Consider the following 13,678-nt stretch of genomic DNA (forward strand, 5'->3'; position numbering starts at 1 on the left):
GCACATGGCTTCGGTGATCGTCAGCGGCGCGCGGACCCCGATGGGCCGCCTGCTCGGCAACCTCAGGGACCTCCCGGCGACGAAGCTCGGCGGCGTGGCGATCAGGGCGGCGCTGGAGCGCGCCGGGGTGGCCCCCGAGCAGGTGCAGTACGTCATCATGGGTCAGGTGCTCCAGGCCGGCACGGGGCAGATCCCGGCCCGGCAGGCCGCCGTCGAGGCGGGCATCCCGATGTCGGTGCCGGCGCTGACCATCAACAAGGTCTGCCTCTCCGGGCTCGACGCGATCGCGCTGGCCGACCAGTTGATCCGGGCCGGCGAGTTCGACGTCGTGGTGGCCGGCGGCATGGAGTCCATGACCAACGCCCCGCACCTGCTGCTCGGTCAGCGTGCCGGCCACAAGTACGGCGACGTGACGATGAAGGACCACATGGCGCTGGACGGGCTGACCGACGCCTGGGACTGCTGCTCGATGGGGGAGTCCACCGAGCGGCACGGCGTACGGCACGGCATCACCCGCGCGGAGCAGGACGCGTTCGCGGCGGCCAGCCACCAGCGCGCCGCCGCCGCCCAGAAGAACGGCCACTTCGCCGAAGAGATCACCCCGGTGATCATCCCGCAGCGCAAGGGCGACCCGCTGGTGATCAGCGAGGACGAGGGCATCCGCCCGGACACCACCGTCGAGTCCCTGGGCAAGCTGCGGCCGGCGTTCGCCAAGGACGGCACGATCACCGCCGGCAGCGCGTCGCCGATCTCCGACGGGGCCGCCGCGGTGGTGGTGATGAGCAAGGCCAAGGCCAAGGAGCTGGGGTTGACCTGGCTGGCCGAGATCGGCGCGCACGGCAACGTGGCCGGGCCGGACAACTCCCTGCACTCGCAGCCGTCCAACGCGATCGTCCACGCCCTGCGCAAGGGCGGGCTGAGCGTCGCCGACCTCGACCTCATCGAGATCAACGAGGCGTTCGCCGCGGTCGGCATCCAGTCCACCCGTGACCTCGGCGTCGACCCGGACATCGTCAACCCGAACGGCGGGGCGATCGCCCTCGGCCACCCGATCGGCATGTCCGGGGCGCGGCTGGTGCTCACCCTGGCGCTGGAGCTGAAGCGGCGTGGCGGCGGCACCGGCGCGGCGGCGCTGTGCGGCGGCGGCGGCCAGGGCGACGCCCTGATCATCCACGTGCCGGCCGAGGGCGAGCAGGTCAGGTGAGCGAGCCGGGCACCGCGACGCCGTCGATCCGGCGCAGTCGGGACGTGCCGCTGCTGGTGGAGCGGGCCCGCGCCGGTGACCCGCGCGCGGTGGCCCGGCTGATCACCCTGGTGGAGAACGGCGACGAGGCGCTGCCGCAGGTGGCGGCGGCGCTCGCGCCGTACGCCGGGCAGGCCCAGGTGGTCGGCCTGACCGGGTCGCCCGGGGTGGGTAAGTCGACCACCACCAACGAGCTGGTCCGGGCGCTGCGGGCGCGCGGCCATCGGGTCGGGGTGCTGGCCGTCGACCCGTCCAGCCCGTTCACCGGCGGGGCGATCCTCGGCGACCGGGTCCGGATGCAGGACCACGCCACCGACCCGGGCGTCTACATCCGCTCGATGTCCAGCCGGGGGCACCTCGGCGGGCTGTCGGCGGCCACCCCGCAGGCGGTCCGGGTGCTGGAGGGCGCCGGCTGCGACGTGGTGCTGGTCGAGACGGTCGGGGTGGGTCAGGCCGAGGTCGAGGTGGCCTCGCTGGCCGACACCACGCTGGTGCTGCTGGCCCCGGGCATGGGCGACGCGATCCAGGCGGTCAAGGCCGGCATCCTGGAGATCGCCGACGTCTTCGTGGTCAACAAGGCCGACCGGGACGGCGCGGACGCCACCGTCCGCGACATCAACGGCATGATCGCGCTGGGCGAGCGCGGGCCGGGCCAGTGGCGTCCGCAGGTGGTGCGCGCGGTGGCCGTCCGGGGCGAGGGCGTCGACGACGTGGCCGCCGCGATCGACAAGCACCGGGGCTGGCTGGTCGAGCACGGCGAGCTGCGCCGCCGCCGGGAGGCGCGGGCCGCCGCCGAGATCGAGGCGATCGCGCTCGGCGCGCTCCGGGCCCGGATCGGCTCACTACGTGACGGTACGGGGCTGACGACGCTCGCCGCGAAGGTGGCCGAGGGCGCCCTCGACCCGTACGCGGCGGCCGACACGCTCCTCGCCGAGTTGGGCCGGTGACGAGACTACCGGCCGGTACCCGTTCGCCTTAGCGATCGTTCAGGGCGGCATCTACACTCGACGTGCAGCCGAGGACTCGAGGAGGAGCCCTGCGCATGAACGCCGACGAGATCGCCGCCGGACGGGCCCGCTGGCAGGCCCGGTACGACGCCGCGCGTAAGCGGGACGCGGACTTCACCACGCTCTCCGGGATGCCGGTCGAACCGGTGTACGGCCCGCCGGACGGGGTCGACCACCCCGGCTTCGAGCGGATCGGCTGGCCGGGCGAGTACCCGTACACCCGGGGGTTGCACCCCACCGGCTACCGGGGGCGGACCTGGACGATCCGGCAGTTCGCCGGGTTCGGCAACGCCCGGCAGACCAACGAGCGCTACAAGATGATCCTCGGCGCGGGCGGCGGCGGGCTCTCCGTCGCGTTCGACATGCCGACCCTGATGGGTCGGGACTCCGACGACCCGCAGGCGCTCGGCGAGGTCGGCCACTGCGGCGTCGCCATCGACAGCGCCGCCGACATGGCGGCGCTCTTCGACGGCATCGACCTGGCCGGGGTCACCACCAGCATGACCATCTCCGGTCCGGCCGTGCCGGTGTTCTGCATGTACCTGGTCGCCGCCGAGCGGCAGGGCGCGGACCTGGCGGCCCTCGACGGCACGTTGCAGACCGACATCTTCAAGGAGTACATCGCCCAGAAGGAGTGGCTGTTCGACCCCGAGCCGCACCTGCGTCTGATCGGTGACCTGATGGAGTACTGCGCGGCCGAGATCCCGCGCTACAAGCCGCTGTCGGTCTCCGGCTACCACATCCGCGAGGCCGGCTCGACCGCCGCGCAGGAGCTGGCGTTCACCCTCGCCGACGGGTTCGGCTACGTCGAGCTGGGCCTGTCGCGCGGGCTGGACGTGAACGTCTTCGCCCCCGGGCTGAGCTTCTTCTTCGACTCGCACCTCGACTTCTTCGAGGAGATCGCCAAGTTCCGGGCCGCCCGCCGGATCTGGGCCCGCTGGCTGCGCGACGTCTACGGCGCCACCAGCGAGAAGGCGATGTGGCTGCGGTTCCACACCCAGACCGCCGGGGTGTCGCTGACCGCCCAGCAGCCGGTCAACAACGTGGTCCGGACCGCCGTCGAGGCGCTGGCGGCGGTGCTCGGCGGCACCAACTCGCTGCACACCAACGCCCTCGACGAGACCCTCGCCCTGCCGACCGACTCGTCCGCCGAGATCGCCCTGCGCACCCAGCAGGTGCTGATGGAGGAGATCGGCGTGACCAACGTGGCCGACCCGCTGGGCGGCGCCTGGTACGTCGAGGCGCTCACCGACCGGATCGAGGCCGAGGCGGAGGAGATCTTCGCCCGGATCCGCCAGTTGGGCGGGGACGGTCCGCACCAGATCGGCCCGATGACCTCCGGCATCCTGCGGGGCATCGAGGAGGGCTGGTTCACCGGCCAGATCGCCGAGGCGGCCTTCACCTACCAGCAGGCGCTGGAGAAGGGCGACAAGAAGATCGTCGGGGTGAACTGCCACACCGGCACCGTCGCCAAGGAGCTGGAGATCCTGCGCATCTCCCACGAGGTCGAGCTGGAGCAGCGTGAGCTCCTCGCCGAGCGGAAGGCCGGGCGGGACAACGCCGCGGTCGCCGCGGCCGTCGGGAAGATGGTGGCGGTCAGCCGTACCGGGGAGAACATGATCCCGGCGATGCTCGACGCGGTCCGGGCCGAGGCGACCCTCGGCGAGATCTGCGACGCGCTGCGCGCCGAGTGGGGCGTCTACCGCGAGCCGGCCCGGTTCTGACCCCTGACCAGCCGTGGAAGTCACAGGTGTCGGCACGTCGGCTGAGCTGACTTGGGCCGGGCACGTGCGAGACTAGATAACCATGAGCGACCCACGGATCACCTCGTCGATCTTCACCCGCGGCGCGGTCGACCTCAGCGCGCTGCGCCCGTCCACCCCCAGTCCCGCCGCCCGTCCCGCCGCCCCCACCCAGGCCGGCCCGCCCGCCGCGATGCCGGGGGCGGCCACACCGGGCGCCGGCGTCGTCGTGGACGTGACCGAGGCGACCTTCCAGACCGAGGTGCTGGAACGCTCGCTCACCACGCCCGTCGTGATCGACTTCTGGGCCGACTGGTGCGAGCCCTGCAAGCAGCTCTCCCCGCTGCTGGAGATGCTGGCCGCCGAGGGCGGCGGCGCGTGGGTGCTCGCCAAGGTCGACGTCGAGGCCAACCCCCGGCTGGCCCAGATGTTCCAGATCCAGAGCATCCCGATGGTCTACGCGGTGGTCGGGGGTCGCCCGGTCGACGCGTTCGCCGGCGTGGTGCCCGAGGCGAACCTGCGGCAGTGGGTCCAGGCCGTGCTCAAGGCCGGTGGCGTCACCGTCGAGACGCCCGGCGACCCCCGCCTCGACGAGGCCGACGACGCGCTGATGGGCGGCGACCTCGACGCGGCCGAGGCGGCGTACCGGAAGATCCTCGCCGAGACCCCGGCGGACGCCGCGGCCGAGGCGGGGCTGGCCCAGGTCGGCCTGGCCCGCCGGGTGGGCGGCGCCGACCCGGCCGCCGCGCTCGCCGCCGCCGCGGCCACCCCGGACGACGTGGCGGCGCAACTGCTCGCCGCCGACATCGAGGTGCTCAGCGGTCAGGCCGAGGCGGCTTACGCCCGACTGGTCGCCGTGGTGCGCCGGACGGCCGGGGACGAGCGCGAGCAGGCCCGCCAGCACCTGGTGTCGCTGTTCACCATCGCCGGGCCGGACGATCCCGCCGTCGGCAAGGCCCGCCGAGCTCTGGCCAGCGCCCTGTTCTGACGCCACCACCACCCCCAGACGGCAGCGCGGGCCGGCGGTGGCCGGCCCGCCCGACACCTGAGGACGGGAGCCCATGATGCGCCGGATCGCCGTCCTCGACGCGCCGACGAACCTCGGCCTGCGCCCACCCACGTTCACCTCCGTGCCGGGCTGCGGGAAGGCCCCGGGCGCGCTGCGCGACCACGGCCTGCTCGCCCGGCTGCGGGCCCGGGACGCCGGCTGCCTCACCCCGCCCCGGTACGACCCGGGGGACTGGCGGCCCGGTGACGGCGTCTGCCACGCGCGGGAGATCTCCGCGTACTCGACGGCGCTGGCCGGTCGGATCGGCGACGTCATCGACCGGGGCGAGTTCCCGGTGGTGCTCGGCGGGGACTGCTCGGTGCTGATCGGCTCGGCGTTGGCGATGCACCGGCTCGGTGAGGCGGTCGGCGGCCGGATCGGGCTGGTCTTCGTGGACGGGCACTCCGACTTCCGGCACCCCGGCAACGCCTCCTACGTCGGCGCCGCCGCCGGTGAGGATCTCGCCCTGGTCACCGGCCGCGGTCAGGCCGACCTGGCCGCGATCGAGGGCCGCCGGCCGTACTTCCGGGACGTCGACGTGGTGGTGCTCGGCATCCGGGCCCAGGACGAGTACCGGCTCGACCTCCAGGCCGCCGGCATCGTGAACCGGCCGGTGCCGGCGCTGCGCGCCGAGGGCGCGGCCCGTACCGCCCAGTGGGCGCACGAGCAGTTGGCCGACTGCGCCGGCTACTGGGTGCACGTCGACGTGGACGTGCTCGACCCGGCGGTGATGCCGGCGGTGGACGCCCCCGACCCGGGCGGGATCGCCTTCGCCGAGCTGGAGATCCTGATCGCCGGCCTGGTCGACACTCCGCACTGCCTCGGCATCGAGCTCACCGTCTTCGACCCCGACTACGACCCGGACGGCTCCTACGCCGCCGAGATCGTCAACACGCTGGTGGCCGGGCTGGCCCCGGTCTCCGCGCCGGCCGCGACAGCCCCCCGCCTGCTGGCCCCCCGTCCGGCCGGCTCGCGCGCCACCGTCGGCTCCGGCCACGCGCGCCCGGCCGTCGGCTCCGGCCACGCGACCGTCGCCTCCGTCGACGCCGCGGCGGCGGACGACCTGGCGGTGGTGCCCGAGTCGACATCGGACGGCCAGCAGCCGGCGCCGTTGGACGAGGCGCTGCCGGACCTCGACCGGGCCTGACCGGCTGGTCGAGGTCCCACCGGACGAGGGCCCGTGCAGGGTCGACTCCCGATCGCCGAAACGGGGGTCTCGCCGGGCGGGGATACCGCGATATCCCGGATCTCGCGGCGGCCCGCCCCGGATCTCGCGGCGGACCGCCACGGATCAGGAGAGGGCGCGGAGGAAGCGGGCGGTGATCGGGACGGCCGACTCGGTGCTGGCGCCGCCCTGCTCGACGAAGACGGCGAACGCGACGTCCCCCTGCCAGCCGACGAACCAGGCGTGGGTGTGGGCCGGGTCGTCGTCGTACTCGGCGGTGCCGGTCTTGCCGTGCACCGGGCCGCCCGGGACGGTGCGCAGGGTGGTGGCGGTGCCGGCGGTGACCACCTCGCGCATCATCGTGTGCAGTGGCCCGACCGACTCCGGTTTGAGCTGCGGCCCGGCCGGGGCGGGCTGCTCGGGCGCCGGGTCCAGCACCAGTTTCGGCTGCTCCCACCGACCACGGGCGACGGCGGCGGTGGCGGCGGCCATGGCCAGCGGGCTGACCAGCGTGGTGCCCTGGCCGAACGCGGCGGCGGCCCGCTCGGCGGGGGCGCCGCCGGTGGAGACCTTGCCGGTGAACACCTCCGCGCCGAGGTCCCACCGGCCCTCCAGGCCGAGCGTACGGCCGGTCTCGGCCAGGCCGTCGGCGTCGAGTTTCGGGGCGAGGGCGGCGAAGGCGGTGTTGCAGGATTTGGCGAAGTCGGCGCGGAACGGCACCTTGCCGAGGGCGAAGTTCTCCGAGTTCCTGAAGGACCGACCGTCCACCGTGAAGGTCTTCGGGCAGTCGACCGGGCCGTCCAACGTCACCGCGCCTCGGTCGAGCAGGCCGAGCGCGCTGACCATCTTGAACGTCGAGCCGGGTGGCACCTGGGCGGTGAAGGCGAGGTTCTCCCCGAGCGGGCCGGGGCCGTTGGCGGTGGCCAGCACCGCGCCGTCGCTGATCCGTACCGCGACCAGGGCGGACCGGCGTCGCTCGGCGCGCAGGGCCGCGTCGGCGGCGTTCTGGACCTTCGGGTCCAGAGTGGTCTTCAGCGGCTGCCCGGCCGTCGGCTCCTGCCGGAACACCTCGATGCCGGTGGCGGCCCAGGCACCGTCCGGCCCCTTACGCTCGGTGACCACGCTGACCCCGGGTCGGCCGCGCAGCCGCTCGTCGTACCGACCCTGGAGCCCGCCGTGGCCGACCCGGTCGCCCTCGGCGTGGACGCCGGGCCTGGCGGCCAGGTCCTCGGCGGTGGCCGGGTCGACCGAGCCGAGCAGGGCGCGGGCGAACTCCCGGGTGGGCGCCAGCTCGACCTGCTCGGTGACGAACTTGGTGCCCGGCAGGTCGTGGATGCGGTCACGGATCTGCCGGTACGCCTCCTCCCGGAGGGTGACCACCTCGACGCGCGCCTGCGGTTTCGCCTCGGCGAGTCGTCTCGGCAGGTCGGAGAGGTCGACCGGCGGGGTGATCGCGGGCCGTACGGCCCTGAACGCGGCGTCCAGCTCGCGGACCAGCGCCGCCCGGTCGGTGACCTCGCCCGGTTGGATCCCGACCCGGACGACCGGTCGGGGCGCGACGATCGGCTCTCCGGCGCCGTCGAGCACAGCGCCCCGGGGCGCGGCGACCCGGCGCACCGCCAGCCGGTCGCCGCGCAGCAACTGCTCCTGGACCAGGGCGGGCTCCCAGATGACCTGCCAGGCGTCGTCCCCGCCGCGGGCGAGCCGGATCGGGCGCTGGTAGCTCCACCCGGTGTCACCGGGCAGTCTCCAGGTCACCTGGATCCGGCCCTCGGCGGAGTCCCTGGTGATCGTCGGCTCGCCGGACTGGCGCAGGGTCGGCGGCTGGTCGGCCAGGTCGCCGGAGAGGGCCCGGATGTCCGCCATGACCTGGTTCGCCGGCACCCGGGCGCCGGTCGGGTCGCGGAACCCGACCGCGTTCAGGTCGCCGCGCCGCCAGCCGTCCAGGAACGCCGTGACGCTGTCCTGCGGGCCGTCGCTGTCGGAGCAGCCGACCAGTGCGGTGGCGGCGACGGCCACCGCGAGCAGCGCCCACAGCGTCCGCCGGGGGCGGTCGGGGTGACGCGATACCACTGACGCCTCCGATCTCGGGCCGACGGCGACCCAGCCCGACAACCGGTGGCCTCCGGCCCGAACTGCACGGTAGTACGCCGGCCGCCGGGCGCGTGGCCCCGTCGGCGGCCGGTCGAAGTCCGACCGTGGATCTTGTGATAAATCTCCTCCACGGGGGTAACCCGAGGCCACTGCGAACGTCGCGAACCGGAGCCCAGCGGGTCGCCCGTCGAGGGCCGAACATGATCCGTAAGATCTGGGCGGGAAGTGACCCACAACGCGGTGGGTCGGGGGGAGTGGCACCGATGGACCGGCGTCCGGCTATCAAACCGGGTCCCGACCTTCGGCCGGTCGAGGCCGGTCGGGACGACGAGCGCGACGCGGCGGACGACCAGGACGGTCTGAGCCGCCTCACCACGGGCACGACCGGTCTGACCGGTTCGAGCATCGACACCCTGTACGACCTCGGGCTGCCGCCGGAGGCGTTGGTCGACGACCTGGAGGACGCCGAGCTCGACGAGCCGGTGCCCAACGCGGAGCGTCTGGTCGCCCAGGCGGTGGCGCTGGCCGGCGACGACCACGGCGCGGCCACCCTGGTCGACCGGTTCTGGCGGTTCGCGCCGGACGAGGAGCTGATCGGGTTCACCGCCGAGGAGATGCTGGCGGCGGCCCGCACCCACCGGGAGCTCGCCCAGCAGCGGGTGCCGGGCGAGTTGAAGCTGCGGATCCACGAGCCGGACGCCGAGCAGCACCACACGGTCGTCGAGATCGTCACCGACGACATGCCGTTCCTGGTGGACTCGGTGACCGCGCTGCTCAACGCCCATCATCTCGACGTGCATCTGCTGGTGCACCCGCTGGTGGTGGTCCGTCGGGAGCCGCTCGGCACGTTGACCGAGGTGGCCGCCGACGTCGAGCCGGACGACGCGATCGACGGCGACATCGTCGAGAGTTGGATGCGGATCGAGATCGACCCGATCCGGGACGCCGACCAGCGGGACCGGCTGCGCGCCGAGCTCAAGCGGGTGCTCACCGACGTGCGGGAAGCCGTCGAGGACTGGCCGAAGATGCGCCAGCGGGCCCTGGCGCTGGCCGACGACCTGGCCGCGGCGCGCACCTCGGAGCACCGTCCGCCGGTGCCGGAGAAGGACATCACCGACTCGGTCGAGCTGCTGCGCTGGTTGGCCCACGACCACTTCACGTTCCTCGGCTACCGCGAGTACCGCCTGGTCGACACCCCGGCCGGCGACGGCCGGTCCGGCGGTGACACCCCGGCCGACGGTGGTGGGCAGTCCGGCGGTCAGGCCCTGGAGGCGGTGCTGGGCACCGGGCTGGGCATCCTGCGGTCCGACCGGACGGAGCCCCGGGCGTTGTCCTCGATGACGCCGGAGGCACACGAGAAGGTCCTGGAGAAGCGCCTGCTGATCATCACGAAGGCGAACTCCCGGGCCACCGTGCACCGCTCGGCCTATCTCGACTACATCGGTTTCAAGATCTTCGACGAGTACGGCCAGGTGGTGGGGGAGCGGCGGTTCCTCGGGCTGTTCTCCACCGCGGCGTACCGGACCAGCGTCCGCGAGCTGCCGGTGGTGCGCCGCAAGGTCGCCGAGGTGATGGAGCGCTCCGGGCTGAGCACGCGCAGCCACTCCGGCAAGGATCTGATCCAGATCCTGGAGACGTACCCCCGGGACGAGCTGTTCCAGATCAAGACCGACGACCTCTACCACGCGGTGGTCGGGGTGCTGCGGATGGCCGGCCGCCGACAGTTGCGGGTGTTCCTGCGCCGGGACGGCTACGGACGGTTCATCTCCTGCCTGATCTACCTGCCCCGGGACCGCTTCACCACCCAGAACCGCCTCCGCATGCAGGACATCCTGCTCCGCGAGCTGAACGGCGTCGGGGTGGACTACACCACCCGGGTCACCGAGTCGATGCTGGCCCGGGTGCACTTCATCGTCCGGACCGACCCGACCAACCCGCCCGGCGAGGTCGACGCCGACCTGCTCGCCGAGGAGCTGGCCGACGCGACCCGGCTGTGGGACGACGACTACCGGCTGGTGCTGGAACGCAAGCTCGGCGACGAGCAGGCCAAGCACCTTTTCACCAGGTACGCCGACGCGTTCCCGGAAGGCTACAAGGACGGGCACACGCCGTACGAGGCGATGAAGGACCTGGCCAAGCTGGAGCTGCTGGAGGAGCCGGGCCAGCTCGAGATGCACCTGTTCCGCAAACAGCTCGCCCCGCGCGCCGGGGCCCGGGGCGCGGAGCCGACCGAGGCGCTGGACGTCCGGTTCAAGGTGTACCGCAACGCCGAGCCGATGCTGCTGTCCGACGTGCTGCCGGTGCTGCACTCGCTCGGCGTCCGGGTGGTCGACGAGCATCCGTACGAGGTGGACCGGATCGACGGGCGGATCTACCTGTACGACTTCGGGCTGCAACTGCCGGAGGGCCACCAGGAGCTGGCCGAGGTGCGCCCGCACGTCGAGAACGCCTTCGCCGCGGCCTGGCGGGCCGAGGCCGAGGTGGACGGCTTCAACGAGCTGGTGCTGCGGGGCGGGCTCACCTGGCGGCAGGTGGTGGTGCTGCGGGCGTACGCGAAGTACCTGCGCCAGGCCGGCACGGTCTTCTCGCAGGACTACATGGAGTCCACCTTCATCGCGTACCCGGGCGTGGCGACGCTGCTGGTGGAGCTGTTCGAGGCCCGGTTCGACCCGGGCAACGGGCTGGCCGCCGAGCAGCGTGAGCGGCGCGGCGACGAGCTGGCCGAGACGATCACCGCCGCCCTGGACGATGTGGCCAGCCTGGACCAGGACCGCATCCTGCGGTCGTACCTGACGTTGATCCGGGCCACCCTGCGGACCAGCTTCTACCAGAAGATGGAGGGTGGGCGGCCCAAGTCGTACGTGGCGTTCAAGCTGGATCCGCAGGCGATCCCGGAGCTGCCCGCGCCCCGCCCGAAGTACGAGATCTTCGTCTACTCGCCCCGGTTCGAGGGCGTGCACCTGCGGTTCGGGCCGGTGGCCCGGGGCGGGTTGCGCTGGTCCGACCGGCGGGAGGACTTCCGCACCGAGGTGCTCGGCCTGGTCAAGGCGCAGATGGTGAAGAACGCCGTGATCGTGCCGGTGGGCGCGAAGGGCGGCTTCGTGCTCAAGCGCAAGCCGGGCGACCGGGACGAGGCGGTGGCCTGCTACCGGGAGTTCATCTCCGCGCTGCTGGACGTCACGGACAACATCGTCAGCGGCGAGGTGGTGCCGCCGACCGACGTGGTCCGGCACGACGGCGACGACCCGTACCTGGTGGTCGCGGCGGACAAGGGCACGGCCACGTTCTCCGACATCGCCAACGAGATCTCCACCGCGCACCGGTTCTGGCTGGGTGACGCGTTCGCCTCCGGCGGTTCGGCCGGCTACGACCACAAGAAGATCGGCATCACCGCCCGGGGCGCCTGGGAGTCGGTGAAGCGGCACTTCCGGGAGTTGGGCCACGACACCCAGTCGGCGGACTTCACCGTGGTGGGCGTGGGCGACATGTCCGGTGACGTGTTCGGTAACGGGATGCTGCTGTCGGAGCACATCCGGCTGGTGGCCGCGTTCGACCACCGGCACATCTTCCTCGACCCGGAGCCGGACGCGGCCCGCTCGTACGCCGAGCGCCAGCGGTTGTTCGAGTTGCCCAGGTCGTCGTGGGAGGACTACGACGAGAGCCTGATCTCCGCCGGGGGCGGGGTGTACCCGCGTACGGCGAAGTCGGTGCCGATCTCCCCGCAGGTCCGCGCGGCGCTCGGCATCGACGACGGGGCCACCCAGCTCTCGCCGCCGGAGCTGATGAAGGCGATCCTGACCGCCCCGGTGGACCTGTTCTGGAACGGCGGCATCGGCACCTACGTGAAGTCGGCCGACGAGACCAACGCCGAGGTGGGGGACAAGTCCAACGACGCGATCCGGGTGGACGGCAGGGACCTGCGGTGCCGGGTGGTCGGCGAGGGCGGGAACCTGGGCTGCACGCAGCTCGGCCGGATCGAGTACGCCCGGGCGGGCGGCCGGATCTACACCGACTTCATCGACAACGCGGCCGGGGTGGACTGCTCCGACCACGAGGTGAACATCAAGATCCTGCTGAACACGGCGGTCGCCGACGGGGAGCTGACCGTCCCGGAGCGCGACGAGTTGCTGGCGCAGATGACCGACGAGGTCGCCGAGCTGGTGCTGCGGGACAACTACGACCAGGCGCGGGCGTTGAACACCGCCCAGGCGCAGGCGGTGTCGCTGCTGCCGGTGCACCGGCGGATGATCGTCGACCTGGAGCGTTCCGGCACGCTGAACCGCGCGCTGGAGGCGCTGCCGCCGGACGACGAGCTGGCCGTCCGTACCGAGTCCGGGTTGACCGCGCCGGAGTTCGCGGTGCTGCTCGCGTACGTGAAGATCGCGTTGGAACGGGAGATCCTCACCGACGGGCTGCCCGACGAGGAGTGGACGAACGACGTCCTGGTCAGGTACTTCCCGACGCCGATGCGGGAGCGGTTCGCCGACCGGATGGGGCGGCACCGGCTGCGCCGGGACATCGTCACCACCGTGCTGGTCAACGAGGCGATCAACCGGGGCGGCATCTCGTTCGTCTTCCGGGTGGTCGAGGAGACGGCGGCCTCCCCGGCGGACGTGATCCGGGCGTACCTGGTGGTCCGGGAGGTCTTCGGTCTGCGCGCGGTGTGGGACGCGGTCGAGTCGCTGGACAACCGGGTCCCCCCGGAGGTGCAGACCGCCGTCTACCTGGACACCCGGCGGTTGCTGGACCGCGCGGTGCGCTGGCTGGTGACGAACCGGCGGTCGCCGATCGACGTGCCGGCCGAGATCGACCGCCTGCGGGACGGGGTGTCCCGGCTGCTGCCCGAGTTGGCGGATCTCTTCTACGGCGCGGAGCGGGAGGCGCTGGCCGCGCACGTGGACGCGATGACCAAGCGCGGGGTGCCCCGGGAGCTGGCCGAGCAGGCGACCCGGTTGATGTACAGCTTCGGCCTGCTGGACGTGGTGGAGACCGCGACGCAGACCGGCAAGGACGTCGGCGAGGTGGCGCCGGTCTACTTCGTGCTGTCCGACCGGTTCCGGGTGGACTCGCTGTTGTCGAAGATCTCCCTGTTGCCCCGGGAGGACCGCTGGCAGACGCTGGCCCGGATGGCGTTGCGCTACGACCTGTACGCCGCGCTGGCCGCGCTCACCGACGAGGTGCTCGACTCCACTCCCGGTGGCCTGCCGCCGCAGGAGCGGGTGCAGCAGTGGGAGCAGTCCAACGCGGTGTCGATCCACCGGGCACAGCGGGCGATGGGGGAGTTCGACGAGTCCCGGGCGGACCTGGCCGCGCTCTCCGTGCTGTTGCGGCAGATCCGCACGCTGGTGCGGACCTCCTCGGCGACCTGACCCGGGCCGC

General features: G+C 72.9%; 7 protein-coding genes. 6 read left to right on the top strand and 1 reads right to left on the bottom strand.

The genetic code is table 11. The features are described 5' to 3' along the window. Positions 1-4: 4 nt before the first annotated feature. The 5 genes from O7606_RS25635 (at position 5) to O7606_RS25655 (ending at position 6,187) form a co-directional block, all read left to right on the top strand. Complete coding sequence (locus tag O7606_RS25635; protein ID WP_281596551.1) at positions 5-1,204, top strand: acetyl-CoA C-acetyltransferase; 1,200 nt, start codon at positions 5-7, stop codon at positions 1,202-1,204. Then, a complete protein-coding gene (gene meaB / locus O7606_RS25640; protein ID WP_281596552.1) occupies positions 1,201-2,190 on the top strand; it encodes a methylmalonyl Co-A mutase-associated GTPase MeaB in 990 nt (329 codons plus the stop codon). Before O7606_RS25635 ends, meaB begins: the two co-directional genes overlap by 4 nt. Before the next feature lie 95 nt (positions 2,191-2,285). After that, on the top strand, positions 2,286-3,974 hold the full coding sequence (locus tag O7606_RS25645) for a methylmalonyl-CoA mutase family protein (RefSeq protein WP_281596553.1): 1,689 nt from the start codon (positions 2,286-2,288) through the stop codon (positions 3,972-3,974). A gap of 82 nt (positions 3,975-4,056) precedes the next feature. Then, entirely contained in the window at positions 4,057-4,980 is a 924-nt protein-coding gene (locus O7606_RS25650) for a tetratricopeptide repeat protein (protein ID WP_281596554.1), read from the top strand. Between the two features lie 73 nt (positions 4,981-5,053). Next, the gene (locus tag O7606_RS25655) at positions 5,054-6,187 is read left to right on the top strand and encodes an arginase family protein (protein ID WP_281596555.1); all 1,134 of its coding nucleotides are present in this window, start codon (positions 5,054-5,056) and stop codon (positions 6,185-6,187) included. A gap of 144 nt (positions 6,188-6,331) precedes the next feature. Here O7606_RS25655 and O7606_RS25660 read toward each other — a convergent pair whose 3' ends face one another. Continuing rightward, a complete protein-coding gene (locus O7606_RS25660) occupies positions 6,332-8,278 on the bottom strand; it encodes a penicillin-binding transpeptidase domain-containing protein (RefSeq protein WP_281596556.1) in 1,947 nt (648 codons plus the stop codon). A gap of 284 nt (positions 8,279-8,562) precedes the next feature. On the opposite strand from O7606_RS25660, the gene O7606_RS25665 reads away from it, so the two are divergent. Next, on the top strand, positions 8,563-13,668 hold the full coding sequence (locus tag O7606_RS25665; RefSeq protein WP_281596557.1) for an NAD-glutamate dehydrogenase: 5,106 nt from the start codon (positions 8,563-8,565) through the stop codon (positions 13,666-13,668). The last annotated feature ends 10 nt before the right edge of the window (positions 13,669-13,678 follow it).

The sequence above is a fragment of the Micromonospora sp. WMMD882 genome, from assembly GCF_027497255.1.
Classification (GTDB): Bacteria; Actinomycetota; Actinomycetes; order Mycobacteriales; family Micromonosporaceae; genus Micromonospora.